Source organism: Rhizobium sp. YJ-22 (assembly GCF_029601685.1).
Lineage (GTDB): Bacteria > Pseudomonadota > Alphaproteobacteria > Rhizobiales > Rhizobiaceae > Metarhizobium.
The window spans coordinates 15,970-39,525 of sequence record NZ_JARRIR010000023.1 but is presented as its reverse complement, the minus strand read 5'-3'; the positions used below and the strand labels follow the sequence as shown (position 1 = coordinate 39,525).

General features: G+C 63.6%; 18 protein-coding genes and 7 pseudogenes. 8 read left to right on the top strand and 17 right to left on the bottom strand.

Annotated elements, in window-relative coordinates; translation table 11 throughout:
- Nucleotides 1-194: 194 nt before the first annotated feature.
- The 13 genes from P7F60_RS28375 to P7F60_RS28315 all read right to left on the bottom strand — a co-directional run bounded on the left by P7F60_RS28375 (nt 195) and on the right by P7F60_RS28315 (nt 16,024).
- Entirely contained in the window at nt 195-2,153 is a 1,959-nt protein-coding gene (locus P7F60_RS28375) for an acetoacetate--CoA ligase (protein WP_277920915.1), read from the bottom strand.
- 82 nt (nt 2,154-2,235) lie between these two features.
- Complete coding sequence (locus P7F60_RS28370; RefSeq protein WP_277920914.1) at nt 2,236-3,669, bottom strand: aldehyde dehydrogenase family protein; 1,434 nt, start codon at nt 3,667-3,669, stop codon at nt 2,236-2,238.
- A 41-nt stretch (nt 3,670-3,710) separates the two neighbouring features.
- Entirely contained in the window at nt 3,711-5,117 is a 1,407-nt protein-coding gene (locus tag P7F60_RS28365) for an aminotransferase (RefSeq protein ID WP_277920913.1), read from the bottom strand.
- Entirely contained in the window at nt 5,114-5,839 is a 726-nt protein-coding gene (locus P7F60_RS28360; RefSeq protein ID WP_277920912.1) for an aspartate/glutamate racemase family protein, read from the bottom strand. Before P7F60_RS28360 ends, P7F60_RS28365 begins: the two co-directional genes overlap by 4 nt.
- Entirely contained in the window at nt 5,829-6,755 is a 927-nt protein-coding gene (locus P7F60_RS28355; protein WP_277920911.1) for a 3-hydroxyacyl-CoA dehydrogenase NAD-binding domain-containing protein, read from the bottom strand. Before P7F60_RS28355 ends, P7F60_RS28360 begins: the two co-directional genes overlap by 11 nt.
- The gene (locus P7F60_RS28350; RefSeq protein ID WP_277920910.1) at nt 6,739-7,479 is read right to left on the bottom strand and encodes a GntR family transcriptional regulator; all 741 of its coding nucleotides are present in this window, start codon (nt 7,477-7,479) and stop codon (nt 6,739-6,741) included. The genes P7F60_RS28355 and P7F60_RS28350 overlap by 17 nt, the downstream gene beginning before the upstream one ends.
- Entirely contained in the window at nt 7,476-8,528 is a 1,053-nt protein-coding gene (locus P7F60_RS28345) for a branched-chain amino acid ABC transporter permease (protein WP_277920909.1), read from the bottom strand. The genes P7F60_RS28350 and P7F60_RS28345 overlap by 4 nt, the downstream gene beginning before the upstream one ends.
- Nucleotides 8,525-9,442, bottom strand: a complete 918-nt coding sequence (locus tag P7F60_RS28340) for a branched-chain amino acid ABC transporter permease (protein ID WP_277920908.1) — start codon at nt 9,440-9,442, stop codon at nt 8,525-8,527. The genes P7F60_RS28345 and P7F60_RS28340 overlap by 4 nt, the downstream gene beginning before the upstream one ends.
- Nucleotides 9,439-10,158, bottom strand: coding sequence for an ABC transporter ATP-binding protein (locus P7F60_RS28335; protein ID WP_277920907.1), 720 nt, complete (start codon nt 10,156-10,158; stop codon nt 9,439-9,441). The genes P7F60_RS28340 and P7F60_RS28335 overlap by 4 nt, the downstream gene beginning before the upstream one ends.
- A gap of 1 nt (nt 10,159) precedes the next feature.
- The gene (locus P7F60_RS28330; protein ID WP_277920906.1) at nt 10,160-10,879 is read right to left on the bottom strand and encodes an ABC transporter ATP-binding protein; all 720 of its coding nucleotides are present in this window, start codon (nt 10,877-10,879) and stop codon (nt 10,160-10,162) included.
- 57 nt (nt 10,880-10,936) lie between these two features.
- Nucleotides 10,937-12,103: an ABC transporter substrate-binding protein gene (locus tag P7F60_RS28325; RefSeq protein ID WP_277920917.1), complete on the bottom strand. Its 1,167-nt coding sequence runs from the start codon at nt 12,101-12,103 to the stop codon at nt 10,937-10,939.
- A gap of 52 nt (nt 12,104-12,155) precedes the next feature.
- Entirely contained in the window at nt 12,156-13,919 is a 1,764-nt protein-coding gene (locus tag P7F60_RS28320; RefSeq protein WP_277920905.1) for a hydantoinase B/oxoprolinase family protein, read from the bottom strand.
- A complete protein-coding gene (locus tag P7F60_RS28315; RefSeq protein WP_277920904.1) occupies nt 13,919-16,024 on the bottom strand; it encodes a hydantoinase/oxoprolinase family protein in 2,106 nt (701 codons plus the stop codon). Before P7F60_RS28315 ends, P7F60_RS28320 begins: the two co-directional genes overlap by 1 nt.
- A gap of 344 nt (nt 16,025-16,368) precedes the next feature.
- On the opposite strand from P7F60_RS28315, the pseudogene P7F60_RS28310 reads away from it, so the two are divergent.
- From P7F60_RS28310 to P7F60_RS28275, 8 genes and pseudogenes are all read left to right on the top strand, one after another.
- Nucleotides 16,369-16,533, top strand: a pseudogene (locus P7F60_RS28310) (DUF4172 domain-containing protein); the annotation flags it as partial.
- 141 nt (nt 16,534-16,674) lie between these two features.
- A pseudogene (locus P7F60_RS28305) lies at nt 16,675-16,788 on the top strand (IS3 family transposase); the annotation flags it as partial.
- Between the two features lie 448 nt (nt 16,789-17,236).
- Nucleotides 17,237-17,491 carry a type II toxin-antitoxin system ParD family antitoxin gene (locus P7F60_RS28300; RefSeq protein WP_277920903.1) on the top strand — a complete coding sequence of 85 codons (255 nt, stop codon included), beginning with the start codon at nt 17,237-17,239 and terminating at the stop codon, nt 17,489-17,491.
- Nucleotides 17,491-17,784 carry a type II toxin-antitoxin system RelE/ParE family toxin gene (locus tag P7F60_RS28295; RefSeq protein WP_277920902.1) on the top strand — a complete coding sequence of 98 codons (294 nt, stop codon included), beginning with the start codon at nt 17,491-17,493 and terminating at the stop codon, nt 17,782-17,784. The genes P7F60_RS28300 and P7F60_RS28295 overlap by 1 nt, the downstream gene beginning before the upstream one ends.
- A gap of 391 nt (nt 17,785-18,175) precedes the next feature.
- Nucleotides 18,176-19,320 (top strand): annotated as a pseudogene (gene corA / locus P7F60_RS28290) (magnesium/cobalt transporter CorA).
- Between the two features lie 148 nt (nt 19,321-19,468).
- Nucleotides 19,469-20,104 carry a hypothetical protein gene (locus P7F60_RS28285; RefSeq protein ID WP_277920901.1) on the top strand — a complete coding sequence of 212 codons (636 nt, stop codon included), beginning with the start codon at nt 19,469-19,471 and terminating at the stop codon, nt 20,102-20,104.
- A gap of 63 nt (nt 20,105-20,167) precedes the next feature.
- A complete protein-coding gene (locus tag P7F60_RS28280; RefSeq protein ID WP_277920900.1) occupies nt 20,168-20,872 on the top strand; it encodes a hypothetical protein in 705 nt (234 codons plus the stop codon).
- A gap of 32 nt (nt 20,873-20,904) precedes the next feature.
- Nucleotides 20,905-21,918, top strand: coding sequence for a DMT family transporter (locus P7F60_RS28275; RefSeq protein WP_277920899.1), 1,014 nt, complete (start codon nt 20,905-20,907; stop codon nt 21,916-21,918).
- Between the two features lie 22 nt (nt 21,919-21,940).
- Here P7F60_RS28275 and P7F60_RS28270 read toward each other — a convergent pair.
- From P7F60_RS28270 to P7F60_RS28255, 4 pseudogenes are all read right to left on the bottom strand, one after another.
- Nucleotides 21,941-22,254 (bottom strand): annotated as a pseudogene (locus P7F60_RS28270) (2-oxo acid dehydrogenase subunit E2); the annotation flags it as partial.
- Nucleotides 22,251-23,216: pseudogene (locus tag P7F60_RS28265) on the bottom strand (IS481 family transposase). The pseudogenes P7F60_RS28270 and P7F60_RS28265, both read right to left, overlap by 4 nt.
- Before the next feature lie 67 nt (nt 23,217-23,283).
- Nucleotides 23,284-23,422, bottom strand: a pseudogene (gene glnQ, locus P7F60_RS28260) (glutamine ABC transporter ATP-binding protein GlnQ); the annotation flags it as partial.
- Nucleotides 23,421-23,506 (bottom strand): annotated as a pseudogene (locus P7F60_RS28255) (IS5/IS1182 family transposase); the annotation flags it as partial. The pseudogenes glnQ and P7F60_RS28255, both read right to left, overlap by 2 nt.
- Nucleotides 23,507-23,556: the final 50 nt, after the last annotated feature.

The window sequence follows — 23,556 nt, the reverse complement described above, 5'->3', positions numbered from 1 at the left end:
GGGCGAAGATCGCTCGCGCATGAGCAGTGCACGTGGCGGGCGTCACGCTTTTGCTTCGCTGAAGTTAACTTTACGATACCCTGAGTGCTGATGCTTCCTCCGTGACGCATCATTTGCGGCCAAAATCGACGCTACAAATACAAATCCGCCAATCGCGCAGGGCATCGAGCTGCCGTGCCATTGGTCGGTCGAGTTCATTCCATCAGGGCAGGAATGTCGCGGAACAGGTCGAGTGCTTCCGGATTTGCGAGTGCTTCTCTGTTCTTGACGGCTCGTCCGTGGACGATGTCGCGCACGGCAAGTTCGGTGATCTTGCCCGACTTAGTGCGGGGAATGTCGGCCACTGCCACGATGCGCGCTGGAACATGCCGCGGGCTGGCGCCGCTGCGTATGCGAGCACGAATCGTCTTTTCCAGCATTTCATCGAGCATCACGCCTTCCGCGAGCCGCACGAAAAGCACTACCCGCACGTCGTCGTCGAATTCCTGGCTGATGGCTAGCGCTTCGGTGATTTCCGGCATCTGCTCGACCTGATTGTAGATCTCGGCCGTGCCGATGCGCACCCCGCCCGGATTGAGCGTAGCATCCGAGCGGCCATGGATGATGATCCCGCCGTGTGCCGTCCGTTCGGCGAAATCGCCATGGCACCACACATTGGCGAAGCGCTCGAAATAGGCGGCCCGATATCGGGCACCATCCGCATCGTTCCAGAAGCCGACCGGCATGGACGGGAACGGCCGGGTGCAGACGAGTTCACCCTTTTCCCGGCACACCGGGCGGCCCGCATCGTCCCATACGTCGACCGCCATCCCGAGCCCCGCGCCCTGGATCTCGCCCTCCCAAACCGGCTGGCTCGGCACGCCCAGCACGAAACATGAGACGATGTCGGTACCGCCGGAGATCGAGGCCAGATGCACGTCCCGCTTGATGCCGTCATGGACGAAGCGGAAGTCCTGCGGCGACAGCGGCGAGCCGGTCGAGGAGATGGTGCGCACGCTGGACAGGTCGTGGCTGTCGATGGGCCGCAACCCGGCCTTGCGCACCGAGTCGATGAATTTCGCCGACGTGCCGAAATGGGTCATCCGCTCCGCCTCGGCATAATCGAACAGTACGTTGCCGTCGGGATGGAAGGGCGAACCATCATAGAGCAGCAGCGTCGCACCGGACGCCAGTCCCGTGACCAGCCAGTTCCACATCATCCAGCCGCAGGTGGTGAAGTAGAAGAAGCGATCGCCCTCGACCACGCCGGCATGCAGCCGGTGCTCCTTCAGGTGCTGAAGCAGCGTACCGCCGGCCGAATGGACGATGCATTTGGGAATGCCGGTAGTGCCGGAAGAGAACAGGATGAACAGCGGATGCGAGAACGGCAGCCGCTCGAACATCACCTTTGCGGGAGCGAAGGGCTTCAGCGCGTCGTCGAGTGCCTCGGCTCCCGCGATCCGCGCCGCGACGCCACGTGCGGCGCCGAGATAATCGACCACCAGCACCTTCTTCACGCTCGGCAGCCTTGCCGCCACCGCTGCCAGCTTGTCGCTCAGATCGATGGGCTTGCCATTGTACCAGTAGCCGTCAGCGGCGATGAAGACGGTCGGCTCGATCTGGCCGAAGCGGTCCAGCACGCCCTGCACGCCGAAGTCAGGCGAGCAGGACGACCACACCGCTCCGCACGCCGCCGTGGCCAGCATCGCCGCCACTGTCTCCACCATGTTGGGCATCATCGCTGCCACCCGATCGCCAGCCCGAACGCCCAGCGAGACGAGCAGCTGTTGCAGGCGCGAGACAAGCGCCTGCAACTCGGCCCAGTTCAGCCGCCGCTCGACCTTATCCTCGCCGCGGAAGACGATGGCCTCGCCCTCAAAGCCACGGCCGAGCAGATTTTCGGCATAGTTGAGACTGGCCTCGGGGAAGAAGGCGGCGCCCGGCATCCGGTCGCCGTCGGCAAGCACTGTACCGCCCTTGTCGCCGATCACCCCGCAGAAGTCCCATACCAGATCCCAAAAGGCTTCCGGCTCTCCGATCGACCAGTCGTGAAGCGCGTCGTAGGAGGCGAGAGCCAGACCCGTGCGCTGCCCCGCGGCCTCGGCAATCGCCGTCAGGGGCAAGCGGGAAATACGCGCAGACGAGGGGGTCCAGAGCGGGCTTTCTGTCACCATGGCTTTATCCAGCAGTTCCGAGGTTCAAGGCCGGCAATTCCAGAATTCCGGATGAGAGGGCTTCGCATCCGGCTGGAATGCCTCAGGGTTGCGTATAGGTGGTCTTCAGCACCGTGTAGAAGTCCCGTGCGTGGGCCCCCTGTTCGCGCGGGCCGTACGAAGAGCCCTTCCGGCCGCCGAAGGGAACGTGATAGTCCACGCCGGCTGTCGGTACGTTCACCATCACCATGCCCGCAGCCGATCGCTGCTTGAAATCGGAAGCGAGTTTCAGCGACGTCGTGCAGATGCCGGAGGCAAGACCGAAATCGGTATCGTTGGCCACCGCGACGGCTTCCTCGTAGTCGGCCACCTTGATCACGGAGGCGACCGGCCCGAAGACCTCCTCACGATTGACGCGCATGTCGTTGGTGGAATTGACGAACAGCGCCGGCTCCAGGAAGTAGCCGGGCGTCTCACGCTCGAGGCGCCGACCGCCGAACACAAGCTCCGCCCCTTCGCCTCGCGCGATTTCGATATAGGCCATATCCTGATCAAGCTGGCTTTCGCTGACCACCGGCCCGATATCGGTGCTGGGTTTCAGCGCGTGGTCCACCTTGAGCGCCGCCATCTTCTCGACCATGCGCTTGACGAAGCGGTCATGGATGCCGGCCTCGACAATCAGCCGACTCGACGCGGTGCAACGTTGACCGGTCGAGAAATAGGAGCCGTTGATCGCCACCGAAACGGCATTTTCGAGATCCGCGTCATTGGCGATGATCAGCGGATTCTTGCCGCCCATTTCAAGCTGCACCTTCTTGCCGCGCTCCATGCAGCCCATACCCACACGGCGTCCCGTCGGCACCGAGCCGGTGAAGCTGACGCCGCGCACCAGCGGGGATTCGACGATCGCACTTCCGATCACCGATCCCTTGCCCATGACGAGGTTGAGAACGCCGGCGGGCAGACCAGCACGCACCAGTATGTCGGTCAGCAGCCAGGCGCTTGCGGGAACGATTTCGGCAGGCTTGAACACCACCGTGTTGCCATAGGCGAGAGCCGGGGCGATTTTCCAGGCGGGGATGGCGATCGGGAAGTTCCAAGGCGTTATGATGCCGATCACGCCTTCGGCTTCGCGGCGGATTTCCACCTCGATGCCCGGCCGCACGGAGGGCAGCCGCTCTCCGCCCATGCGCAGAGCCTCGCCCGCGAAATACTTGAAGATGCGGCCGGCCCGGACGACCTCGCCGGTTCCTTCCACCAGCGTCTTGCCTTCCTCACGCGACAGGATCTGTCCCAGTTCGTCCTTGCGCGCCAGGATCTCCGCTCCCGCGCGATCTAGGATATCGGCCCGCAGTTCCGGTGAGGAGCGCGACCAGGAGGCAAATGCCGCATGAGCCGCCGCGATCGCCTGCTCGGTATCCTGACGGCCCGCCTCGGCATATTCACCGATCACGTCGTTGGTGTCGCTGGGATTGCGGTTGACGCTGCCGTTCTCGCCGGCGACCCATTCGCCGGCGATGAAATTGGATTTCGACATGTGCTTTTCCTCGGATTTGCTTGTCCTGGTGAAACCGCGCTTCAGGCCGCGGCTGCCTTCAGGCTCGGAATGACTTCTTCAAGTGCGCCGGCATAGCGCTCGACCGCCTCGTCGATCTCAGCCTTGGTGATGCAAAGCGGCGGGGAGAACGAGTTGACCGGAATGAAGGGCAGCGCGCGCGTGAGGACGCCCTGCTCGGCAGCCCGTTTGGCGACCAGCCGATGCGGCGCGGTGCCTTCCTTGAACGGGCGCCTGCTGGCCTTGTCCGCCACGAATTCGATGCCCGCCATCAGCCCAATGCCGCGAACGTCCCCGACATAGGGGCAGTCGCCGATCCGCTCCCGCAGCCGCTCCAGCAAATAGGGCCCCAGGGCGGCGGCGTTCTCCACCATCGCCTCGTTCTCGATGATGTCGAGATTGGCCATCGCCACGGCGCAGCCGACCGGATGGCCCGAATAGGTGAAACCGTGCATGAAGGTGCCGGTCGTGGCTGACGTTTCCTCCAGCACCGACATGACGCGGTCGGAGATGATCGAGGCGGAAAGCGGGAAATAGGCGCTGGTGATACCCTTGGCCAGCGACACGATGTCGGGCTTGAGATCATAGGCGCCGGTCCCGAACCAGTGGCCGATACGGCCGAAGCCGGTAATGACCTCATCCACGATGAAGAGGATGTCGTGCTCTCTCAGCACCTCCTGCACCCGGGCGAAATAGCCGGCGCTCGGCAACAGGACGCCGCCCGTCCCCATCACCGGCTCGGCGATGAAGGCCCCGATCGTGTGGGCGCCTTCCCGTTCGATCATCGCCTTCAGCTCGGCAATCATGCGATCGGTGAATTCCGCCTCACTCTCCCCCGGCAGCGAGAAGCTGTAGTAATGAGGGCAGGACATGTGCAGCACGCCCTCGACGGGCTGGTCGAAAGCCTTGTGATAGGCGGGAATGCCGGTGAGGCTGCCGCTGGCATGGGACACGCCGTGATAGCCCCCCATGCGTGAAATGATCTTCTTCTTTTCCGGGCGTCCCAGCAGGTTGTGATAGTAGCGCACCAGCTTGAAGGCCGTGTCGTTGGCGTCGGAGCCGGACGTGCCGAAAAACACACGGGCCATATGGCTGGCATTGGCCTTCTCGCGGAACAGCGTCAATAGCCGGTCCGCCAGCCGGATCGCCCCTTCGCAGGAGGCGGAACCGAACAGATGCTGGTAGCTGAGTTCGCGCATGGCATTCGACGCGGCGTCCGCCAGCTCCCCTCGGCCATAGCCGATGTTCACGCACCACAGCCCTGCCCCCATATCGATCAGATCGCGGCCGCTGTGGTCTTTCATGCGAACGCCGGCTGCGCTGGCATAAATCGTGGGACCGTTCCTGTTGTGGTCGGCAATCGAGGTGACCGGATGGAGCAGGCTCTGCTTGTCCATCTCCTCCAGTGTGAAATTCTGTTGGCGGTTCATTTGGACTTCCTTTGCGAATGTTGAATTCCGACGGTGTTTCTGACGCGCTCCTTCAGCGCCTCCACGGCACTGCCGGGTGTGGTGAGAACGGGAACCTCTACCGCCTGCTGCAGCCGTGTCTGCGCGCGCGCGAGCGAGAACTGTCCCAGAATGATGATGTCGACATTGTCCAGCCGGCTTCCCGCTTCCGCGACCAGCCGGTCATGGGTCTCGCCGTCGCCCTGCTTCAGCGCGCCGAGCGCACCCTCCGCGACGGTTGCCTTGATGGATACCGTGCGTCCGCGCTGGTGCGCCATGGCGGCAAGCTCATCCGAGAGTGATGCCAGGGAGGGCTCAAAGCTGACGACAAGGCCGATGCGGCCGCCGTGGTCGAGCGCTGCTTCGAAAGCCGCCTCGTTGGGTCGCAGCACCGGAATGGCAAGTCGCTGCTTGACGGAGTCGATCGCCGGAGCAAAGGCCGAGCAGGTGAACAACAGGCCGGCGGCCGAGCCCCCCTCGCCCATGCTGCTGCTGGCGTAATCGGCCAGGCAATGGAAACGCGCGATCATGGCCTCGTCGAGTTCGCCCCGGAACGCCAGGTCCTTCGAAAGGGAGGTGTCCAGCAGGTCGAAGCACAGGGCCTCGGGCCACAGCTGCCGGAAGGCGGCACGCGCCGGCAGCACCGATTCCTCCAGCGCATGAATCAGCGCGATGCGAGCGGTGGGTCCCTGTTCAACGGTCATCGGTTTCTTCCCTTGCGACCAGGGCGCGCATGAGCGCCCGGTCTCTTTCCTCTTCGAGCACGGCTATGGGCCGGCCGGCGGCTTCGGAGGCGATGCCATCGACGAGCAGCGCGCATACCTGCGGTGTGAGGCTCGGCGAGCCCAGGGTAGCCCAGCGCCGTTCCTGACTGGGGCCGAGATGGCGCAGATAATGTTCGATGCCGCCAGGGCCGCCGCCCAGATGATAGGCCATGTGCGCGCCGATGACGGACCAGCGCAGCCCCGGCCCGTGCACAAGCGCGGCATCGACGGCCGAGACATCCGCGATGCCCTCGGCGACGATATTGACCGCCTCGCGCCACAGGGCTGAGGACAGACGGTTGGCGATATGCCCGACCGCATCCTTCTTCAGTGCCACGGTCTTCCGGCCGAGCGCCTCATAGAAGTCGCGCGCCCGCTCCGCCATCGCCCCGTTGCTCGCATAGATCTCCACCAGCGGCATGAGATGCGGCGGGTTGAACGGATGGGCGGTGACAAAACGCTCGCTGTGCTGCAGGTCTGCGGCTAGTTCAGACCAGGTCAGCGATGACGTGCTGCTGGCGATCACCGCATCGGACGCGGCAACGGCCTCGATGCGATCGTAGAGTTCGCGTTTCAGCGGCACGTTTTCGGGCGCGTTCTCCTGAATCCAGCACGCGGTCGCGACGGCATCCTCCAGCCTTGCGGCGACTTGCAAATTGCCGTGCCGCTCGGAACCGATCCCGAGCTCGCGCAACTGTGCCAGCGGCCTTTCGAGCCGCCCGGCGAAGCCTTCGAGCGCCGCCGGGTTGGGGTCCCAGGCGAGCACGTCGAGACCATGCCTGATGAACAGTGCTGCCCAGCTTTCGCCGATCAGCCCGCAGCCCAGCACCGCGACCACTTTACCGGATTCGTTCAACGTGTAGGCCTCCTGCGTCCTTCTCGCCGGTCACCGGCTCTTCTTCGGGCATGAAATGGCTGTGCTCCTCGAGGTAGGCCATGCCGGCCAATATGTCGCGCGAGATGGCGGCCGCAGCCGCGCTGCTATCGCCCTTCTCGAGCGCCTCGATCGCCTCGTCGTGGAAATTGGCCCGCACCATCTGTTCGAGCCCCTGGTTGAGATGGCGCAAGAACGGACCCGCCTGCAGCCAGAGGAGCTGGATCATGTTGCGCAATGTCTGCGACGAGCTGTGGCGATAGATGGTGAATTTGAGGCGCTGGTTATAGTCGAGATAGTCGTCGATGCGGTTGTGCTCGATCGCGGTCGCCAGCCCCGCCGAGTAACGGTGCAACTCGGTAAAGCCCGCGCGGTTGATATGGCCGCAGGCCTGCCTCGTTGCCTCGCCTTCCAGCATGGCGCGCAGGGTCATTACCTCGTGAAACTTGCGCTGGCTGATCAGCGGCACCGCGAACGTGCCGTTGGCGTTCTGCACCAGGGCTCCCTCCGCAAGAAGCCGGCCGAGGGCGGCACGCACCGGCATGTCGCTGGTGCCGAGCACCGCCGCCAGCTTGCGGGAACTGACCTTCTGGCCGGGCTCGAAACCGCCCCGCATCAACACGTCGCGTATCTGCTCATAGACCTTGTCCTGCATCGACTGGAAATCGATGCGTTTCAAGCTCACGACCTTCTTCGGTGTTTTCATTCCTTGTCCCCCAATTCGGCGTCACCAACCAAGCCTTGCGGCCGGAAGATCAGCATTGCCAGGAGAACTATAGCAAGAGCAATCTCGCGCGAACCTTCGGGTGCCTGCAGGATTGTGTCTCCGAATGGAACACCCCGCTCGACGGTGTGGATTCCTTGACGCACGAGAGTGACGAACAGCGTGCCGACGACGGCCCCCGTCAGGCTGCGGATACCGCCCACCACCAGCATGGCCAGGGTGAGGAAGGTCATGTCCAGCCAGAACATGCTGACCGTGATGGTGCCGAGATAGTGGCCGTAAAGAACGCCGCCGAGACCGGCGACAAAGCCGCTGAGGGTGAAGGCGACGAGCTTCTGGAACCAGGCGTTGACTCCGGCCGAACGGGCCGCCGGCTCGTCCTCGCGCACCGCCCGAAGCCGCAGTCCGAAGGAGGATTTGCGATAGAGGGTCGCCACCACGATCGCGGCAGCCGCACTGCCGAGCGCCACCCAGACATTGACATAGGTGGGCAGTCCGACGATGGCGCTCTGGCCGCCGGTCCAGCCGTCCCAGTTCTCATACGCGGTCTTGATGACAAAGAGCACGGACAGCAGCGCGATGGAGGCGGCGGTTCCGGCGAGCCGCATAAGGGCGGCGCCAAGCACCAGAGCGACCAGCGCGGCGATGACGGCAGCGACGACCGCCGCGATCGGCCAGGGCACCTGCGCGGTGGAAAGCACCTGCGGCAGCTCCGGCATGTAGATCGCGCGCAACGGCCCGCAGCATGTCTGCCATGCCGAGGCATAGGCGCCGATCAGCGCGAAGCTGACATGGCCGAAGGACACGATGCCGGAGTTGCCCACGAAGATCGACAGGCCGACGACGATGACCATGTAGATCAGGGCTTCCGTCAGGCTGCTTTCGAGGCGGGAGCCACCGAACGCGACGACGACGACGCACAGGGCCGCCAGCGGCGCGATCAGGTAGAGGGCGGGCACCAGGCGTCTTGCAAGCGATGGCGCGAAGCTCGAACGGATCATGGGGGAAGCCTGTGCTACGATATCGTTCATACCCGCTCCTGCCTTCTGGATGAGGAGAATAGTCCTTCAGGCCGGAACAGCAGCACCAGCACGACGAAAGTGTAGAGGAAGGCATCGCGCGCATCGCGAAGGCCCGCCGGCAGCAGGGCCTGAAGCAGCGTCGACGTGACCCCGAGCGTCAGGCCGCCCAGCATGGCGCCCCAGAGGCTGCCCATGCCGCCGAGGACGGTGCCGACGAAGCCGGCAATGGCCAGAGGCACGCCCATACGGAAATCGAGAACGCCGGTCTTGGCCACGTAGAGCAGCGAGACGATGCCGGCCAGGATGCCGGATGCGGCGAATGCATAGGCGATCACCCGGTCGGCCTTCACGCCGAGCAGGCGCGCCATGGTGAAGTCTTCGGAGGCCGCGCGGATATCGCGCCCGGGGCGGGTATAGGTGAGGAACAGCACCAGCGCCCCCAGCGTGCCCAGGGTGACGACGATGGTCACGATGTCGATCAGCGGCAGCCGGACCGACCCGAGATTGATGTTGCTGGTGAGGCCAGAGAAGATGTTCACCGACTTCGGTCGCCCGGTATGTACGAAGAGGATCACGTTCTGGATCAGGTAGCTGATCGCGAAGGAGGAGATCAGGAGGCTAGTCCCGTCGGCATAGCGCCGGCGCAACGGGCGGAAGGCCAGCCGCTCGGTCGCCAGCGTTACCAGCACCACACCGAAGAGGATCGCCGGTACCATGATCCATCCGCTCATTGCGCCGATGAAGGGCCTTGCCACTTCCGCGACCGAGGGAACGACCAACGCATAGGCGCCGAAAGTGACGAGATCGCCATGGGCGAAATTGATCATCCGCATCACCCCGAAGACGAGGCCGATGCCGAGCGCCACCAGGGCGTATTGGCTGCCCAGGCTGAGCGCGTCCACTAAGAGCTGGGTCCAGTTCATCTTGCACCAACCTCGCCGAAATAGGCAGCTTCGAAATCCGGATCTGCGGTCAAGGCGGCAACCTCGCCATGCATGACTACGCCGCCCGAACGAACCAGATAGAGCCGGTCCGCCAATGCCAGCGCGCGCCGGCTGCTCTGTTCGATCACAAGCAATGTCACCCCTTCGTTGCGCAGGGTGGCGAAAGTCGAGAACACCAGGTCGACGAATTGCGGGGCAAGGCCCAGCGAGGGCTCGTCGATGATCATCAGGCGCGGAGAGGTCATCATCGCGCGTGCGATCGCCAGTTGCTGTTGCTCGCCGCCGGACATGGTCCCGGCCAGCCGGTCGCGCCTCTCCCGCAGGATCGGGAAAAGGTCGAGCACCTTTTCCAGGCCCTGCTTCTGCGAGCCGGCGGCACGCGGCAGGCTGGCCCCGACGATCAGGTTCTCGCGGACGGTCATGCGGCCGAAGATGCGGCGGCCTTCGGGCACGAGGCTGACGCCCAGCGCCGCGATCTTCTCGGCGGGCATCCGGGTGACCGGCTTGCCGGCGAATGCCACCGTGCCCGAGCTCGGACGCAGGATTCCGGCAACCGTCAGCGCGGTCGTGGACTTGCCGGCGCCGTTCGGCCCCACGAAACAGACGATCTCGCCTTCATTGATGTGGAAGCTGAGATTTCGGACGGCTGGGATCTTGTTGTACTCGACGCAGAGATTATTGACTTCCAGAAGCATCTCAATGCGCCCCCAGGTAAGAATCGATGACTTCGCGGTTGGTGCGGATCTCCTCGCGCGAGCCCACCGCCAGGGTGCGCCCGCCGCGAAGGACGTGCAGCCGCTCGCACACCGCCATGACCACCGGCATGTTGTGCTCGATCAGCAGGACGCCGCATCCGTATTCGCCGGGAATGCGCCTGATGAGCTGCACCAGTTGCGCGCCCTCCTCGTCGTTCATGCCTGCCGCCGGCTCGTCCAACAGCAAAAAGCGCGGTTCCATGGCCAGCGCCCGGGCAATCCCGACCATGCGTTCCTGCGTATAGGGCAGCGTTCCCGCCTGCCGGTCCGCGACGCCCGCAATGCCGACGAATTCCAGCGCCCGCTGGGCGGCGTCCTGTCCGGCGACCCCTCCCCTGTGGCGGGCGAAGGCAGGCACCTTGACGTTGTCGCGCACGCTGAGGCGGCGAAACAGCCGGACCGACTGGAAGGTCCGAACGATGCCGCGCCGCGCCAATATATCCGGGCGCAGCCGCGTCACGTCGGCGCTGTCGAGATGCACCCGGCCCGCGGTGGGGCGGCTATAGCCGCTCAGCACGTTCACGAGCGTGGTCTTGCCCGCGCCGTTCGGCCCGAGCAGGCCCAGCACCTCGCCCTGCGCCAATTCAAGGCTGACATCCTCCAGCGCACGGAGGCCGTCGAAGTGAACCGACACCTTGTCCGTCACCAACATTCTGCTCATCTGCAGTCCCTTTGTTGAGGCTGGCGGGCGGCAACAGGTGCCGCCCGCCCGTCACTCTCATTCCGAAGCGAGGAAGGAGCCGGTGCGAATGTCGTAGTAGCCAACGGCTTCCGCCTTGCCATCGGTGGTGGACATTATGAGCATCGGACGATCGGGACTGCTGTGGCGCTCGGCGGTGAAGGTCGTCAGGCCACCGGCGAGCGGCTCATCGACGAAACTTTCCATGGCGGTGCGCACCGCATCGGTCTCGAAGCTGCCGGCCTTCTCGACCGCGCGTGCCCAACCCTGCACCACCGAATAGCCGGTGATGCCCTGCCCGGAGTTCGGCAGCTCTCCATAGGCCGCCTTGTAGCGGTCGAAGAACGCGCGGGCATCGCCACGCGGATCGGTAACGCCGGCATCGGCGGAATAGTTGAGGAAGTAGTAGTTCGACAGACCGGGAACGGCGGAATACCACGAGCTGGAATCACCACCCGTACCGGCCATGATCGGAATATCGATGCCGGCCGAGCGATACTGGCGGATGGCGCTCGCCAATCCGGGTGGAACGCTGCACAACATCATCGCATCCGGCTTTTCGGCCAGGGCCTGATAGCGGGAAATCTGCGATGCGACGGTAACATCGGCATTCTTGAACTCGTCCTCCAGGACCAGGCCGTCGTCGCCGGCCAACTCCTTCCAGCGCTCGACGAAGCCGGCGCAAAGCGACTTGTCGTACTGGATGAAGGTATCGAGAAGCACATAGGCTTTCCGCCAGCCCTTCTGCTTATAGGCCCAGTCGGCAAGGATGCGGCCGGTGCCGTCGGCGTCGGTCGCCATGGTGAAGACATTGTTGCCGACGGTGAGATTGCCGAGCTTGTTGTCAGCCCCGCAGCTCGAGATCGCCAGGATGCCGGCCTGCTGGGCGACCAGCGCCGCCGGTGCACCGAGGTCGAAGTCACAGGCGATCATCATCGCCTTGGCGCCCTGCTTGACCAAATCCTGCGCCGCACGCGCGGTCTCGGCGGGGTCGGTCTTGGTGTCGAGGTGGACCAGCTTCAGCTTCTTGCCAAGCAGCCCGCCATTGGCGTTGATATCGTCCACGGCCAGTTGCGCGGCGCGGGTCGGATTGGTGTCGAAAGCGGCCATCCAGCCGCTGAAGGACGTGGCCGCTCCCACCACGACCTCCTCCTCCGCCTGGGCGGCCCCGATCGATAGCGCCGAGACCGTCGACAGGGTCGCCACGGACAATATGCGTTTCCAAAAGCCCATAATTTTCCTCCCTAGTGATTATGGCTTATGCAGCAGTTCTTCTGGCTTCTCCGGTCTTTGCAGCGTCAACCTCCCCGGCGCTGTCGAAGACCACCTTGTAGACATCACGCGCCCGGTCGGCGGAAACCCAGCCATCCCTGACGTCCTGCAGGACCCGAACCGGATCGCGCTCCGACGGCCTGCCGTAGCCACCGCCCCCGCAGCAGACGGAGATGATGCTTTCGCCTTCCGCCAGCCGGACCGTCGCGGCCGCTTCGAGCTGCTCCGTGCTGCCGTCGACACGACGGCGGAATTGATCGGAACCTCCCCCGGTGCCGCCGCCATGTACGCCGCGCGGCGGGTTGAGCCGACCGTCGCTGACATAGGAGACATCGATTTCACAGCCATTCGGACCGAACTCGACCTGGAGGCTCGGAGCCCCCAGATGCCGTCCCGCACCCTCGGTGTCGGAGAGGATGCGGCGGTCGTAGACGATGATCGGCTGGTAGAGCTCATCCAGTTCGACACTGTCGATGAAGCACATTCCGCCATTGCCGACATGCAGATAGGTCAGCCAGCAATCCTCGTGCGGCGTACCTCCACCCGTCGTGCAGCCGAGGAAGATCTGGTTGACGAAGCGTTCCTTGGTGCGTGGGTCGATGCCGGAGACCACGGCCGAGGACGGCGGCAGAAAGGCACCGAATTCGGCCGTGCCGAAACCTTCGCCGAGTTGGGCGATGCTGAGCGACACCGAATGCGTCACCCGGTCGGCGACGTTTGTGGTGGACACCGAACAACTCGTCGGGTGGCGCGGAATCCCCGCGATGGCGTTTTCGCGCAGCAGTATGTCGATGCGGCGGAAACTGCCGGCATTGCGGGGAATGTCGCCGCCAATGCTGTTGAACACGGCGATCAGGACCGCCGATCTGGCGCAGGCCTCGCTGAGGTTGAGCCCGCAGGGAAGCGCGTCGATATTGTCGCGCAGATCCACTTCCAGCCTGCCCTCTTCCGGCATGGAATGCACGGAGGCTGTGATGCGCACGCCTTCCGCCGGCGTACCCGGAATGGGGTCGTGCGTGCTGGCGGCGGAGGTGCGACCGGCCGGCAGCGTGGCCAGGCGAGCGGCCATGCGCTGCTCACTGTAGTCGAACCACTGGCCGCAGAATGCGGAAAGCCTGTCCCAGCCGATCTCCTGCCCGAGGTCGAGCAGTTCGCGCTCGCCGATCCGGGCGGAGCCGATCATGGCGAGGAAGTCGCCCTTCCACTGCTCCGGCACGCGGATGCGCATCTCGCACATGCGCACGATGTCTTCGTTGGTCTTGTAGTCCTCCTGCACCCGGACGGCCGGGAAGATCAGGGCGCCTTCGTTATAGACGTCCACGGCGGTGCCCATGTAGGTGGTGGGCAGCGAGTTGCCGCAGTCGGCCTGGTGTGCCTTGGTCAGCACCGTGAAGCGATGGACGCCGTCGTCGTCGACCACCGGGATCAGAAGCACGTGGTCGGCGGCGTGCGAACTGCCGTGATAGGGCGAATTGTGCAGGAACGCATCGCCGCGCTTCAGGTGCGGGTGAAATTCCTTCATCGTGCGCGCCATCATGTCGGGGCCGACCAGCACGTGGATGGGCAGGCTGTCGGCAGTCGCCAGCAAATCGCAATCGGCGGTGACGATGCAGCAGGAAAAGTCCCTTGCCCGGTTAAGGACGCCCGACCGCCCGGTGCGGTAGAGCGTATTGGTCATCTTGCGCGCGATCCCCTCGAAGCGATTGATAAGGATCGCCATTTCGGCGCCGTTCAACACCGGTTCCCTCATTACACTGCCCTCCTCAGAAGCGGTTCCACCTGCGCTTGCGCGGCTTGCGGGCGGATCACGAGATTGCCGTCAACACTTCGCTTGAAGGCGGCGCCGGGATTGATCACCACCGAGGTGAAGCGCGATTCCACGATCGCCGGACCGGCCAGTTCCTCCCCTTCCGGCAGCGTCGAGAACCCGTGCACCGGCACCTGCGACCAGCCGAGGCCGGCAAAATAAGCCTGCCGCTTGCGGCTGATGGCCGTCTCCTCCGCCGTGGCAGCGATCCGCAGATTGGTGGTCTCCGCCGCCCTGCAGCTTACCTGGGCGCGCCAGGCGATCGCCTCGACCATTGAGTCCGCGTCGCGGAAGGCGAAGATGCGTTCGTGCTCCTGGTGGAAGGCCTGCCGCAGAGCCTCCACCGCGCCTTCACCGCGCAACGTCTCGGGATCGATGGCAACGTCAATTTCCCAGACCTGGTGGGCGTAGCGGGCCTCCACGAAGAAATCGATGCGGGTGTCTTCACCGGACACCCCTGCCTGCGCCGCAAAATCTGCGGCCTCCCGTGAAAGCTCCGCCAGCTTGGCTTCCACGCCGGCATGATCGAAGTTCTGGGTATTGGTGACGAAAAGGCGGCGGAAGCTGCGTCCGACCTCGGACACCACCGCGCCGGCGGCGGAAAGCCCTGCGCCGACTTCCGGAATGATGAGTTCCGGGCAGCCCATGCGGGTGGCGATCGCCACGGCATTGAGACCAGCCGCGCCGCCACCGCCGATGATGCTGGCCGCCGAGGGATCGATGCCCTGGTTGACGGTGATGTCGGCAATCGCCTGCACCATGTTTTCCGTCCACACGTCGAGCATGGCCGAGGCCGCCTCCTCCATGGTCAGGCCAAGCGGCTTTGCCACCTTTTCGGTGATGACCCTACGGGACTTCTCTATGTCGAGCCGGATGCGGCCGCCCAGGAAGAAGTCGGGGTCGATGTATCCGAGCACCAGCGTGGCATCGGTGACGGTCGGCTCTTCGCCGCCTGCACCGTAGCAGGCCGGGCCGGGCACGGAGCCGGCGCTCTGCGGGCCGACATGCAGGACACCGCCGTCATCGACCCAGGCAATGCTGCCGCCGCCGGCGCCGACGCTCTTGACGTCGATGGAGGGGAAACCGGTGAGGTCGCTCTGATAGGGCCGCCCTAGCCAGGTCTCGTGGGTGAAGGGCACGCGGCCGCCACGCACCAGCGACACGTCGAAGGTGGTGCCGCCCGTATCGAAGATGATGGCGTCCTGGAGCTCGGACTCTGCCTCCGCGACGTAGCTGCCGGCAATGGGAGCCATCGAGGGGCCGGAATTGAGCGCCAAAATGGGCGAACGACGGATTTCATCAGCATCCACCATGCTGCCTTGCGAGGTCAGCACCAGCACCTGGCCGTTGAAGCCGGCCTCCCGCATGGCGCCGGTGAGACCGCCGATATAGCGGTCCATCAGCGGCTTCAGCGAAGCATCGATGGACGTGGCGATGGCGCGGCGATATTCGCGTAGCGACGGATTGAGCCGGTGCGACAGGGTGAAAGGCACGCCCGGCAGGTGCTCTTCCAGGAGCTCGGCCACCCGCAACTCGTGGGCTGGATTGACCACCGACCACAAGAGGCACACGGCTACAGCCTCAACCCCGTCGGCCTTCAGCCGCTCAATGGTGGCAAGAACCGCCGCCTCATCCAGTGCGTCGATCTCGGTGCCGGAGGCGATGATGCGACCTGGAATTTCGTGCGTCAGCGCCCTCGGAATGAAGGCGCGCGGATAGCGCACCGAATGATCGAAAGGCTTTTCACGACCACCCTCTCGCAAGAGCAAGATGTCGGGATGCCCCTTGGTCACCAGGAGCGCCGTCTTGGCGACCCGCTTGGTGATGATGGCATTGATCGCATGCGTGGTGCCGTGGATGAATTGATGTCCCTGAGCCAGCAAGGCCTGCCGCTCCATCCCAAAGGCTTCCGCCGCAACCGAAAAGGCGCCGAGGACACCTTCAACAGGGTTGCTCGGCACGGTCGGAGACTTGAAGAGATGCAACCTCCCGTCCCGCTCGATCACCAGATCGGTAAAAGTGCCACCAGTATCGGTCGCAAAACGCATAACGTACTCCCAGCGTTATGTTGGCTTTAAACGCGGCCCCTGCAGACACTTCCCCCCTGCCGGTGCGCACGCCGCATATTTGGCGGAGAATTTTCAAATGGCAAGAAAAATCGTTATCTGCGATCGCATTTTTTTATTTAGCATTTTGAAGAGGGGATTTGGAGCAGTTCGAAAAACCGGGCCAGAACTAGAGCTGTTGGAAATGGTAGTGCCATTCCACAGTTTCGCGACCCAGACGTGACGCTGGCGTGGTAGTGGATGACATGATGAAGAGGCTCAGCAATGCGCGAAGGTGCCAAGGTTGCAAGCGCAGCCCATTTGGCACCTTCATGCTCGATAGGTGCTTGAGCGCCGAAAACTATATTGCCATCACTCGGACCTCACGCGCGACCGCTTCCCGAGACCTGCAGGAGTTGGTCGTAAAAGGTGCGCTCCTGCGAACGGGCGAACGACGACACACCCGATACACACTCAACCTGAAAACATTTCGTAGCGAAGGCGATTTGTAGATTCTTCTTGATGCAACTAAGTCTTCGAGATGGGCTCGCTGTGGATCCACAGCGAGCAGAGCTGGCTCGGGAAATCTGCACAGCGGGGATAAGTGGAGTTTCTGCCTGACTTCGGCTTAGATGCCGGGAACAGGAGAGACCATGACGAGACGACCGCGCCGGAACCATAGCCCGGCTTTCAAGGCGAAGGTGGCACTTGCCGCCATCCGAGGTGAGCAGACGCTGGTGGAGTTGTCCCAGCAGTTCGATGTGCACGCCATAGAACGCAACATGGTCGTTAATGACGTGCCCGGCAGGGGTACTTAAGCCAGGACCACCGCGGCGGCTTACGATCTCCGCATATGATGCTTGATGGCAGAGTTGAGCTTGCGGATGGTTTTTTGAACGCAACTCACCATCTTTGAAAAACCGGGCGCAGTCCCTATGGTCTACCATGCGGAAAATGAAGCGTTTCGGCAAAGCGTGGATCCAGTTATCGGCTGACAGATCCCGAAGCAGTGTGCTTCCAAGATGCATTTATCTTTCAACTATACGTAGAGGATCTTAGCAATCTGTTGAACACCTATTTTCGCGATATTTCAACAGCTTCCGCAATGACGAAACGGGTCGCGGGTTCGATTCCTTTCAAGAGCAACCCCGGCAGTTTCACTCGTTTGACAAACTTTGCCATCGCCGAGTATTCTGAGGCTACAAGGAGACTCGAATGGCAACGATGAATGTGTCCCTGCCGGACCCGATGAAAGACTGGGTCGAGGCGCAAGCCAAGACTGGTCGATACTCGAACGCGAGTGATTACGTTAGGGATCTTATCCGCAGAGACCAGGCCCGCACCGACAAAATTGCAGAGATGCAACGGTTCGTCGATGACGGGATCAAAAGTGGCGTTGGAACCCGCTCGAAGGATGAGCTGTTTGCCGCAGCCGTTGCTCGAGCCGAGATCACCCACGGACGCGATTAATGCCATTCAGCCTCTCTGTCGAAGCGGAAGAGGACATCGTTTCAATCGCCGAACAAGGCGTCCGAGCCTTCGGGTCCTTGGTCGCCCGACGATACCACGATGAGCTTTTTGCGGCGCTCGAGCTCATAGCCGCCAATCCTCGAATGGCGCGTGAGCGCCATGAGATTTCTCCTCCTGTCAGGATTCATCCTTTCAAGGCCCATCTGGTAGTCTATCGGATCGACAATGATGAGAGCATTTTCGTGATCCGCATCCGCCACGGGCACGAAGATTGGATCGGAGATTCTCTCTAACTTCCGCGCGGTACCGCAGATCAGCAATTGATGATTTGGCAGTCGGCGACCTGACGCTTTGGGTTCGTCGCCAATAGAAGCGGTGTCACGACGGTTTCTCCTCTGCGGTCCGGCCGGTCAAACGTGCCGTTCTTGCGCAACTGCGGGACCATCCACGTCCACAGCTGCGAGACGGCTAACGTTCCGATTCCGCCGATCACGACAGCGGGAAAGGCTATCGCGATCTGGACGCGTCGATCAGCGCCTTTGAAACGTCGCCGGTGACACGCTCTACGCTTTCGAGGATCCGGAGGCTTTCGCGCGGCAGCGCGCTGAAGGCCTCGATATCGCCCGTCGTCCGTCGTAAGGTCCGCGGCAGCGACGTCTTCAATCGCCAGAGAGGCCAGACTATATGAACCACCACAACCGACCGCCGCGCCGCCCGCAGACGCCGCGAAAACGCCGGCGGCGGCTGACGCCGCCCGGGACGGCGCCGGGGACGCTCACACCGCACCAGGACGCGCCGGCTTCGAAAATCCAGTGCCTCGCCTTCGGCCCCGGCGGCGTGACCGAGACGAATCTTGCCGCCGCCGCCGAGGTGCCTCCCCTGGCGGATGGCCAGACGGTGCGCTGGATCAACGTGGACGGCCTCGGCGACATCGAGGCGGTGCGCAGGATCGGCTTGGCTTTCGGGCTGCATCCGCTGGCGCTGGAGGACATCGTCGACGCCCTCCAGCGGCCGAAGGTCGATGCCTACGAAGACCACCTCCTCATCATAACCCGGATGCCCGTCGGCAATCCGGCCGAAGGCGGCGGGCCGGGCGAACGGCTGGAAACCGAGCAGGTGGCGATCTGCCTCGGCCGCGATTTCGTCGTGACCTTCCAGGAGCAACCGGGGGACGCCTTCGATCCCGTCCGGCGGCGGCTGTGCGCGGCCGACGGCCGATTCCGGGCTCACGGGGCGGACTATCTCGCCTATGCGCTGATCGACGCGGCCTTGGACATCTCTTCCCGTTGCTGGAAACCTATGGCGAACAGGTCGAGGACCTCGAGAACGAGGTCGTCGGACGGCCCGAGGTCAGCCAGATCGGTCGCATTCACGATCTCAAGCGCAATCTGCTGACGGCCCGGCGCGCGGTCTGGCCGCAGCGCGAGATGCTGAACGCGCTGGTGCGCGACGAGACGCCGTTCTTCGGCGCCAGGACCCAGATCTACCTGCGCGACTGCTACGACCACACGATCCAGCTCATCGACATGGTCGAGACCTATCGCGAGATCGCCTCGGGCCTGATCGACATCCATCTATCCAGCGTCAGCAACCGGATGAACGAGGTGATGAAGGTGCTGACGATCATCTCCACGATCTTCATCCCGCTGACCTTTATCGTCGGCGTCTACGGCATGAACTTCGATCCCGCCACAAGCCCCTGGAACATGCCCGAACTGAAATGGCGCTACGGCTACCCCGCCGTCCTGCTCGTGATGGCCGCAATCGCCGCCGGGCTGACATGGGTGTTCTGGCGCAGGGGCTGGATCGGGCAGCAAGGCAGGCAATAACCCCTCCCGCAGCGGGAAAACGCGGAAAATTGAGCAGCCTCAATGAGCCGGACGGCCAGGCGATGTATTCATCCAGGCGATCGGAAAACGTCGGCGGGGCAAGCGGCGCCGCCGGAAAATTCCAAGGCCGCACGGAAAGGAAACGCCAATGTCGAACCACGCTGCAACGCACCGGAGCATCGTCTGGAGCAAGCAGAAGCTCGATGAGCTCGATGCGCTCATTACGGAACTGGATGCCTATGGGAAGACTCTCGACGCCAGGGCGCACGCCGGGGCGGATAAGGCCCTCGGGCGTATCCGCGCGTCCCGCGACGCGTTCAAGGCCTATCTCGACGCGATCCGGGCCGAGGCCGGGGAGGAAACCGCGAACGCCAGACGCGCTGCCGACGACGCCCGGACGGACATCGAAGGGGAATGGGTGGAGGCCGAGCTCGCCTTCCAGGCCTTCCTCGCCGCCACATCGGCGGACGCCAAGGCCGCCAGGAAGGCCTTCGCCGCACGTGCCACAGCCGAGCGCAAGGCGCTGGAGAAATCGCTTGACGAGATCCGCGACGAAACCGCGGCCACGATCGAGGCGGCCCGCAAGGAGTTCGACGGCGCGCTCGACCGGGTCTCGGAAGCGACCGGCAAGGTCGAAGCCGGCGTGGGCGGGATTTCCGTGGGCGGGATTTCCACGGCCGGAGCGGAGTCGTGGCAGGCCATCCGGGAGGGGTTGAAGGAAGCCCACGCCGTTCATGTGAACACCGCCAGAAAGATCGCGGCAGCCTTCGCCAGGCTGCGCTAGATCGCGATGCCGGAGCCATCGCCGAAAGATGCGCTCGCCTTCCACCGCCAGAAAGGAATCGAAATGTCTACCCTCAACTCACGCACCGCCCTCGTCCTGATTGCCCTGGCGGGGCTTGCATCCGCCCCCGGCCCGGCCTCTGCTGATGAGAGCGCTCCCGCGTCCGTCTCGCAACAGGCGCAGGACGATCCCCGGGGAATTCACAGGGCGATCGGCTGGGCTGAAACGGAGCTTGCCGAGATGGATGCCACGATCACCGCACTGGAAGCCGACTCGGCGCGGCTGCAGGGCGAGGCCAAGGCCCGGGCCGATGCCGAGATGGAAAAACTGCGCGCCACGCGGGACAGCTATCGCGAGACGCTTGCAGCGGACGTCGCTCGCGCCCGAGAAAGAACAGGAGACGACGTCAAGCGCCTGAACGACGACCTCGCCGGCGACTGGACCGCCTTCGAAACGCAGGCTGCGGACTACCTTTCGTCCGTAAGCGCCGGCTTCGAAGCACGCAAGGCCGCATTCGAGGCGCGGGCACAGGCGCAACGCGCGGCATTCGCAGCGAGAATCGAGGAGCTGAACCGGTCTGCCGCGAACACCACCGACGAGACCAGGGCCGCCATCGACAGGCGCGTGGCCGCGCTCAACGACGATCTTCGCGCAAGCCGCGAACGGCTGGCGAAACTGGGCGAGGCAAGCGACGCGGCCTGGACGCAGTTCGTGGACGGGCTGCGTGAAGCCCGGGCGGCCTTCCGCAAGACCTACGAGAGCAATTGAGCGCAAGATTCCGGCGCCGAAAAAGACCCCGCATGACCAGAATCAACTTCAATCAGGTGTCGCTCGGATTGGTCCTCGGCTTCGCGGCCTTCGCCCTGTTCTCGCTGAGCGATGCGAGCGCCAAGGTGATCAAGGGCGCGCTGCCGCCGTTCGAGACGGCTTTCTTCGGCGCCGTGTTCGGTCTCGTCATCTTGCCGTTCCTGCAAAGGCGCGGCGATCGATGGACCGCCGTGTTCGAGACGCCCAGAACGTCGCTGTGGCTGCTTCGCTTCTTCGCCTATCCGATCGGCGTCATGGGCAGCGTAACAGCGTTCACCCATCTGTCGATGGCCGAGGCCTTCGTATTGATGTTCCTGCAGCCCACCTATGTCACCGTCATGTCGGTCCTGTTCCTGAAGGAGCGGGTGGGTCTGCGCCGCTGGGCCGCGGTCGCGCTGGGGCTGCTGGGGGTCGTCATCGCGCTTCATCCGGGGTTTCGCGCGCTTTCGATGGGCCATCTCGGCGCCGTCCTCGCCGGACTTGGCGGTGCGGTCTCGGTGGTGACCTTTCGTGCCGCGGACCCACGCGAGAAGAAGGTCTCCCTTTTCGGAGCCGGCGTCCTGGGCGGCATCGTCATATGCTTCGTGGCCATGCTTCCCCACTACCGGACGCCGGATGGCGAGGAGCTGCTGCTGCTTGCGAGCTACGGCCTTCTGGCGGCGCTCGCCAATCTCGTCCTGATGCGGGCCACCGAACTCGCCCCCGCCGCATGGGTCGGTCCCACGCAATACAGCCAGATGATCTGGGCGATCGTGCTCGGCTATCTCCTGTTCGGGGATCGCATCGATGCCCCGACGCTGATAGGCGTCGCGCTCATCATCGGCTCGGGTATCCTGACCTTGCACAGGGAGCGGGTGCGCGCCGCGCCGCTGCCGCCGGCGATCGCCGCCTCGACGCCGCATGTCGGCGCGACGATGCTGCCGAAAAACGGCGGAGGAACGATGCCCGACCGGCCGGCCGCCCGGATCAGGCAGCAGTCCGACGCTCCTGAGCAGCTCGGTACCTGAACCCGGGCGGTCCGGCGTCGCACACGAGCAGGAGCATCGGCTTCTCGATCATCGCCTTGAACGCCGACACCAACGATGCGCCGACGGCCAGGATCGCGCTTTGCGGCGGATTGACGATCGCGGAGAACGACCGGACGCCATACATGCCGAGATTGGAAACGGAGAAGCTGCCGCCCTGGTATTACGCAGCTTTCAGCCAGCCTTCCCGTGCCCGCGCCGCCACCGCCTTCATCTCCGCCGAAATCGTGCCGATCCTCTTGCAGTCCGCGCTGCGGATGATCGGCGTGATAAGCTGCCATCGGTGGCGACGGCCACGGAAACATCGACGTCGGCTAGGTGTTTAGTCCCGGCATTTGATGGATTGGATCGAGCCTGAATCTTTCGGGCTGTTTTGTCCAGACGCCGCAGATGTATTCATATGGTGTAAGGCCTCGCAGGGTCTTGAGCCTTCGGGCGAAATTCTATGCCGAGACGAAATCGCCAATGTGTCTGCGGAGCTGATCGTGGCTGTCGTAGTGATACCGTTTGACGGTTGCTTCCTTGATCGTTCGGTTCATCCGCTCGACCTGGCCATTTGTCCAGGGGTGTTTCGGTTTGGTCAGCCGATGCTCGATACCGTGACGCCAACATGCTCGGTCGAAAGGATGGCCCCGGAACCGCGCGGTTGGTCCGTTGCGGTTCTTCGGGATGTCGGAGAACTGGATGCCGTTGTCGGTCAATACCGTGTGGATCTCGTAGGGCACAACAGCAATCAGCGCTTCCAGGAAGTCCGACGCTGTTCGGGTGGTGGCGTGCTCAGCCAGGTGAACAAAGGCGAACTTGGACGTCCTGTCGATCGCGACGTAGAGGTAGAGCTTGCCTTCGGCAGTTTGCACTTCGGCCAGATCGATGTGGAAATAGCCGATTGCATAGGCCTTGAACTTCTTCTTCGACGGTTTATCGCCCTCCACATCCGGCAGTCTCGAAATCCCATGGCGTTGCAGGCATCGATGCAATGACGATCGTGTCAGATGCGGGATGGTCGGCTGAAGGGCATAGAGGCAATCGTCCAATGCCAGCAGCGTGTGCCGCCGGAACGCTACGATGATCGCCTCCTCTTCCTCACTGAGGACAGTTGAACGCGGTTCCTGCGGCCCGGTCTTGAAATCCTCAACCGTCGCCCGCTTGCGCCACTTCAGAACTGTCTTTGGATTGATCCCATACCGCAGGCTCAACTCCGCGGCCGAAGCTTGCGATCGCTGTATTGCTGCTCGGACGGCGTGCGTGGTCGTGGCGCTGCCGTGACGTATTTGGCCCATAGTGCTTCCTTCCATTCTATGGAAAAGATTGCACCATCAAGTGCTGGGACTAAACACCTAGCATGCGCATCGTGTCGAGGACTTCGCCGACGAGTTCAGGGTCAAGCGCAGATGTCACCTCGTCGAACAACATAGAGGCCGGCTGCACGGGTAAGCCCGCGCGCGATTGCAACGCGCTGCTGGCCGCCCGACAGTTCGCTCGGATAGCCTACGGGGCGGCGGCATGAAGGGCGCGATCACCGACCATCACGATCCGTCATGTCGCGTGCGTAATGCGGCGTCTGTCGCACATATTGGCGACGGGTGAAATCAGTCTAGGCCATACGTTCTCCATCGAACC

Coding starts and splice junctions, on each gene's coding strand:
- P7F60_RS28340 (WP_277920908.1), bottom strand. CDS start 9,442: ATGAACTGGACCCAGCTCTTAGTGGACGCGCTCAGCCTGGGCAGCCAA.
- P7F60_RS28320 (WP_277920905.1), bottom strand. CDS start 13,919: ATGAGGGAACCGGTGTTGAACGGCGCCGAAATGGCGATCCTTATCAAT.
- P7F60_RS28360 (WP_277920912.1), bottom strand. CDS start 5,839: ATGACCGTTGAACAGGGACCCACCGCTCGCATCGCGCTGATTCATGCG.
- P7F60_RS28280 (WP_277920900.1), top strand. CDS start 20,168: ATGTCTACCCTCAACTCACGCACCGCCCTCGTCCTGATTGCCCTGGCG.
- P7F60_RS28350 (WP_277920910.1), bottom strand. CDS start 7,479: ATGAAAACACCGAAGAAGGTCGTGAGCTTGAAACGCATCGATTTCCAG.
- P7F60_RS28345 (WP_277920909.1), bottom strand. CDS start 8,528: ATGAACGATATCGTAGCACAGGCTTCCCCCATGATCCGTTCGAGCTTC.
- P7F60_RS28315 (WP_277920904.1), bottom strand. CDS start 16,024: ATGCGTTTTGCGACCGATACTGGTGGCACTTTTACCGATCTGGTGATC.
- P7F60_RS28275 (WP_277920899.1), top strand. CDS start 20,905: ATGACCAGAATCAACTTCAATCAGGTGTCGCTCGGATTGGTCCTCGGC.
- P7F60_RS28295 (WP_277920902.1), top strand. CDS start 17,491: ATGCCATTCAGCCTCTCTGTCGAAGCGGAAGAGGACATCGTTTCAATC.
- P7F60_RS28370 (WP_277920914.1), bottom strand. CDS start 3,669: ATGTCGAAATCCAATTTCATCGCCGGCGAATGGGTCGCCGGCGAGAAC.
- P7F60_RS28365 (WP_277920913.1), bottom strand. CDS start 5,117: ATGAACCGCCAACAGAATTTCACACTGGAGGAGATGGACAAGCAGAGC.
- P7F60_RS28330 (WP_277920906.1), bottom strand. CDS start 10,879: ATGAGCAGAATGTTGGTGACGGACAAGGTGTCGGTTCACTTCGACGGC.
- P7F60_RS28335 (WP_277920907.1), bottom strand. CDS start 10,158: ATGCTTCTGGAAGTCAATAATCTCTGCGTCGAGTACAACAAGATCCCA.
- P7F60_RS28285 (WP_277920901.1), top strand. CDS start 19,469: ATGTCGAACCACGCTGCAACGCACCGGAGCATCGTCTGGAGCAAGCAG.
- P7F60_RS28300 (WP_277920903.1), top strand. CDS start 17,237: ATGGCAACGATGAATGTGTCCCTGCCGGACCCGATGAAAGACTGGGTC.
- P7F60_RS28375 (WP_277920915.1), bottom strand. CDS start 2,153: ATGGTGACAGAAAGCCCGCTCTGGACCCCCTCGTCTGCGCGTATTTCC.